The organism is Collinsella aerofaciens, from assembly GCF_015558785.1.
Lineage (GTDB): Bacteria > Actinomycetota > Coriobacteriia > Coriobacteriales > Coriobacteriaceae > Collinsella > Collinsella aerofaciens_P.
The window spans coordinates 1-5,484 of sequence record NZ_JADMOP010000030.1; the positions used below are offsets into that span (position 1 = coordinate 1).

Below are 5,484 nucleotides of genomic sequence, written 5' to 3' on the forward strand. Positions count from 1 at the left end.
CGGTCTGGCAATATATCTCCTTGCCGCGCGGCCCGGTGGAACCGGGAACCAGCGCAGGCGTGCACCTTGAGAACCGGATACTGCGAGGATGGACACACCAGTTGTGTCGCATCCGGGCAGACATCGAACCATTTGAAATGGTCTAACTTGGATTTGTTTTTCGCAAGGCCGCCGAGAGGCGGCCCCGAGAAATTCCTTTTCCTATACTAAAACCATATGAATCGAACGGAACCGATCAGCTAATAGTTGTGAGGACCGGACGGGCTCGAAGCCCATTTATTTTGGACGGAGAGTTCGATCCTGGCTCAGGATGAACGCTGGCGGCGCGCCTAACACATGCAAGTCGAACGGCACCCCTCTCCGGAGGGAAGCGAGTGGCGAACGGCTGAGTAACACGTGGAGAACCTGCCCCCTCCCCCGGGATAGCCGCCCGAAAGGACGGGTAATACCGGATACCCCCGGGCGCCGCATGGCGCCCGGGCTAAAGCCCCGACGGGAGGGGATGGCTCCGCGGCCCATCAGGTAGACGGCGGGGTGACGGCCCACCGTGCCGACAACGGGTAGCCGGGTTGAGAGACCGACCGGCCAGATTGGGACTGAGACACGGCCCAGACTCCTACGGGAGGCAGCAGTGGGGAATCTTGCGCAATGGGGGGAACCCTGACGCAGCGACGCCGCGTGCGGGACGGAGGCCTTCGGGTCGTAAACCGCTTTCAGCAGGGAAGAGTCAAGACTGTACCTGCAGAAGAAGCCCCGGCTAACTACGTGCCAGCAGCCGCGGTAATACGTAGGGGGCGAGCGTTATCCGGATTCATTGGGCGTAAAGCGCGCGTAGGCGGCCCGGCAGGCCGGGGGTCGAAGCGGGGGGCTCAACCCCCCGAAGCCCCCGGAACCTCCGCGGCTTGGGTCCGGTAGGGGAGGGTGGAACACCCGGTGTAGCGGTGGAATGCGCAGATATCGGGTGGAACACCGGTGGCGAAGGCGGCCCTCTGGGCCGAGACCGACGCTGAGGCGCGAAAGCTGGGGGAGCGAACAGGATTAGATACCCTGGTAGTCCCAGCCGTAAACGATGGACGCTAGGTGTGGGGGGACGATCCCCCCGTGCCGCAGCCAACGCATTAAGCGTCCCGCCTGGGGAGTACGGCCGCAAGGCTAAAACTCAAAGGAATTGACGGGGGCCCGCACAAGCAGCGGAGCATGTGGCTTAATTCGAAGCAACGCGAAGAACCTTACCAGGGCTTGACATATGGGTGAAGCGGGGGAGACCCCGTGGCCGAGAGGAGCCCATACAGGTGGTGCATGGCTGTCGTCAGCTCGTGTCGTGAGATGTTGGGTTAAGTCCCGCAACGAGCGCAACCCCCGCCGCGTGTTGCCATCGGGTGATGCCGGGAACCCACGCGGGACCGCCGCCGTCAAGGCGGAGGAGGGCGGGGACGACGTCAAGTCATCATGCCCCTTATGCCCTGGGCTGCACACGTGCTACAATGGCCGGTACAGAGGGATGCCACCCCGCGAGGGGGAGCGGATCCCGGAAAGCCGGCCCCAGTTCGGATTGGGGGCTGCAACCCGCCCCCATGAAGTCGGAGTTGCTAGTAATCGCGGATCAGCATGCCGCGGTGAATGCGTTCCCGGGCCTTGTACACACCGCCCGTCACACCACCCGAGTCGTCTGCACCCGAAGTCGCCGGCCCAACCGCAAGGGGGGAGGCGCCGAAGGTGTGGAGGGTGAGGGGGGTGAAGTCGTAACAAGGTAGCCGTACCGGAAGGTGCGGCTGGATCACCTCCTTTCTAGGGAGATAAGTTCTTAGAGAGACAAACTTTAACTCGAATAGAGGGCAGGAGCCCGTCCGGTAGATGTCGCCCGGAGTAAGTCCCCGCAGCACCCGGTCCCCGGGGTCGCACCCGCGTACCTTGAGAGCCGCATAGCGATAGGAGAGAGATGGAAGAGTATCCTCTTCCAGACTCGATTCTTTTCTGCGATTTATCAGACAGAATGATAGCAATCATTCATCCGATCCAAACAAGAAGAATTCACTTATTTATGAGTGAGGAGCATCTGATCGCGAGCACAGTCAACTACTGTGCCGCGGTATGAGATACCCGAATTGCGACATACGAGCGCTATTCATGATATCGATTAATTTTTATTAGCGACACGTGGATATCCCGCGGGCCCGAGAGCGGTCCCGCAAGATACCACGGGCGCACGGCGGATGCCTTGGCACAGGGAGCCGATGAAGGACGCGGCAAGCTGCGATAATCCCCGGCGAGGAGCACACATCCTTCGACCCGGGGGTCTCCGAATGGGCGAACCCATGCACAGCAGTGTGCATATCCCCCCGCTGAACACATAGGCGGGGGGAGGACAACCCGGGGAACTGAAACATCTAAGTACCCGGAGGAGAGGAAATCAATCTCGAGACTCCCCGAGTAGCGGCGAGCGAAAGGGGACCGATGGCCAAACCGTCGAGCGGGCATACCCGGCAGGGGTTCCGCCGACGGGGTTGCAGGGCCGCGCATCCGGGGGCTGCCGCCCCCGGGCGCAGGTCCGGCTGGGGAGCGGAACGGCATGGGAGGGCCGGCCGCAGCGGGTGACAGCCCCGTACGCGAACCCAGACCGGACGGCGCGACGCGGTCCCTGAGTAGGGCCGGGCACGTGAAACCCGGTCCGAACCTGGGTGGACCACCATCCAAGCCTGAGTACTACCCTGTGACCGATAGCGCACCAGTACCGTGAGGGAAAGGTGAAAAGCACCCCGGGAGGGGAGTGAAACAGTACCTGAAACCGTGCGCCCACGAGCAGTCGGAGCACCTTTATGGTGTGACGGCGTGCCTTTTGTAGAATGAGCCAGCGAGTCGCTGGCGCGGGGCGAGGTTAACCGAAAGGGAGCCGGAGCGAAAGCGAGCCTTAACAGGGCGACTTGAGTCCCGCGCCGCGGACGCGAAGCCGGGTGAGCTATCCGTGGGCAGGCTGAAGCGGGGGTAAGACCCCGTGGAGGGCCGAACGCACGTCGGTTGAAAACGGCGGCGATGACCTGCGGATAGGGGTGAAAGGCCAATCAAACCCGGAGATATCTCGTTCTCCCCGAAATAGCTTTAGGGCTAGCGTCGCGCGTTCACCGCCGGAGGTAGAGCACCGGATGGACGAGGGGGCTTCGCCGCCTACCGAATCCAACCGAACTCCGAATGCCGGCGGCCCAGAGCGCGGCAGTCAGAGCATGTGGGCTAAGCTGTGTGCTCGAGAGGGAAACAGCCCGGACCGCCCGCTAAGGTCCCCAAGTTCCAGCCGAGTGGCAAAGGATGTGCGTCCGCCCAGACAACCAGGATGTTGGCTTAGAAGCAGCCATCCATTCAAAGAGTGCGTAACAGCTCACTGGTCGAGTGGACATGCGCCGACAATACACGGGGCTAAGCTGGACACCGAAGCGGCGGGATTTTAATTCATTAGAATCGGTAGGGGAGCTTCCCATGGGCGGAGAAGCCGGAGGGCGACCGACGGTGGAGCGCATGGGAGTGAGAATGCTGGCATGAGTAGCGAGAGACGAGAGAGTAACTCGTCCGCCGTGAACCCGAGGTTTCCTGGGCAAGGCTAATCCTCCCAGGGTCAGTCGGGGGCTAAGGCGAGGCCGGTAGGCGTAGCCGACGCGCAGCAGGCAGACATTCCTGCACCGCGCACGCGGCGCTACGACCGACGGGGCGACGGATGGGGGTGGCTCGGCGGGGTTCTGGACGTCCCCGTGATGGAGCGCGGCCCGCGGACCAGGGAAATCCGGTCCGCATTGAGGGCGAGGCTCCGGACGAAGCGATTGAGCGAAGCGAGTGAGCCCGAGGTCCCTAGAAAAACCCCTAGGCAGGCGCGTGCGCGCCCGTACCGCAAACCGACACAGGTGGGTGGGTAGAACATACCGAGGCGATCGGGTCAACCATGGTCAAGGAACTCGGCACAATGGCCCCGTAACTTCGGGAGAAGGGGTGCCCGCGCGTACGTGAACCGGCTCGCCCGGGGAGCGGAGGCGGGCCGCAGTGGAGAGGCCCAAGCGACTGTTTACCAAAAACACAGGACTCTGCAGAAGCCGCAAGGCGACGTATAGGGTCTGACGCCTGCCCGGTGCCGGAAGGTCACGCGGAGGAGTTAGCGCATCGCGCGAAGCCCCGAAGCCAAGCCCCGGTAAACGGCGGCCGTAACTATAACGGTCCTAAGGTAGCGAAATTCCTTGTCGGGTAAGTTCCGACCTGCACGAAAGGCGCAACGACTTGGGCGCTGTCTCGACCATGGACCCGGTGAAATTGCACTGGTCGTGAAGATGCGACTTACCCGCGGAAGGACGGAAAGACCCCGTGAACCTTCACTGCAGCTTGGCATTGGCCGCTGGTCCCGCGTGTAGAGGATAGGCAGGAGGCACAGATCCGGAGGCGCCAGCCCCCGGGGAGCCGCCCTTGGAATACTGCCCTCGCGCGACCGGCGTCCTAACCCGAGGCCGTCAACCGGCTCGGGGACCGTGCCAGGCGGGCAGTTTGACTGGGGCGGTCGCCTCCTAAAGGGTAACGGAGGCGCGCGAAGGTCCGCTCGGGACGGTCGGCAACCGTCCTTTTGAATGCAAGAGTACAAGCGGGCTTGACTGCGAGGCCCACAAGCCGAGCAGGTGCGAAAGCAGGCTCTAGTGATCCGGCGGCCCCGAGTGGGTGGGCCGTCGCTCAACGGATAAAAGGTACTCCGGGGATAACAGGCTGATCTTGCCCAAGAGTCCACATCGACGGCAAGGTTTGGCACCTCGATGTCGGCTCATCGCATCCTGGGGCTGGAGCAGGTCCCAAGGGTACGGCTGTTCGCCGTTTAAAGCGGTACGCGAGCTGGGTTCAGAACGTCGTGAGACAGTTCGGTCCCTATCCTCCGTGGGCGCAGGAGAATCGATGGAGGCTGCCCCCAGTACGAGAGGACCGGGGTGGACGCACCTCCGGTGAACCGGTTGTCGACCAACGGCACGGCCGGGTAGCCGCGTGCGGCGCGGATAACCGCTGAAGGCATCTAAGCGGGAAGCCGTTCCAGGGATTAGTTCTCCTTCCGGTAAGGGCCCAGGTAGACTACCTGGTCGATAGACGGCAGGTGCAAGGACGGCGACGTCCTCAGCCGAGCCGCACTAATCGCCCGAGCTCTTCCGGAACCGCACCTCGCGGCCCGCGGGACATGCGCTCACGCGCGGTCCGGGCACGAGGATGCCCCCGAGTCATCTCCCCTATGCGCCATGCGGCCCCCAGGGCACGTGTAGAGTGAGACCCAGGACACCGTAACGGTGGGCGCCGCCCACCGGTCAGCGGCCAGAGCATGGGGGGCACGCCCGGTCCCGTTCCGAACCCGGAAGCTAAGCCCCATCGCGCCGAGAGTACTGCGGGGTCAGCCCGTGGGAGGCCAGGGCGCCGCTGACCGGTGGACGGCACCGAGCCGTACGCTTGAACTGAGAAGGGGGAGGCCTCGCGGCCTCCCCC

General features: G+C 63.5%; 3 rRNA genes. All 3 read left to right on the forward strand.

The window, feature by feature from the left end:
- Positions 1-282: 282 nt before the first annotated feature.
- The 3 genes from I2G40_RS09455 (at position 283) to rrf (ending at position 5,424) form a co-directional block, all read left to right on the forward strand.
- Positions 283-1,788 (forward strand): 16S ribosomal RNA (locus I2G40_RS09455).
- 398 nt (positions 1,789-2,186) lie between these two features.
- A 23S ribosomal RNA gene (locus I2G40_RS09460) occupies positions 2,187-5,162 on the forward strand.
- A gap of 146 nt (positions 5,163-5,308) precedes the next feature.
- Positions 5,309-5,424: ribosomal RNA gene (rrf, locus tag I2G40_RS09465) — 5S ribosomal RNA — on the forward strand.
- The 16S, 23S and 5S rRNA genes sit together here, the layout of an rRNA operon.
- Positions 5,425-5,484 lie beyond the last annotated feature (60 nt).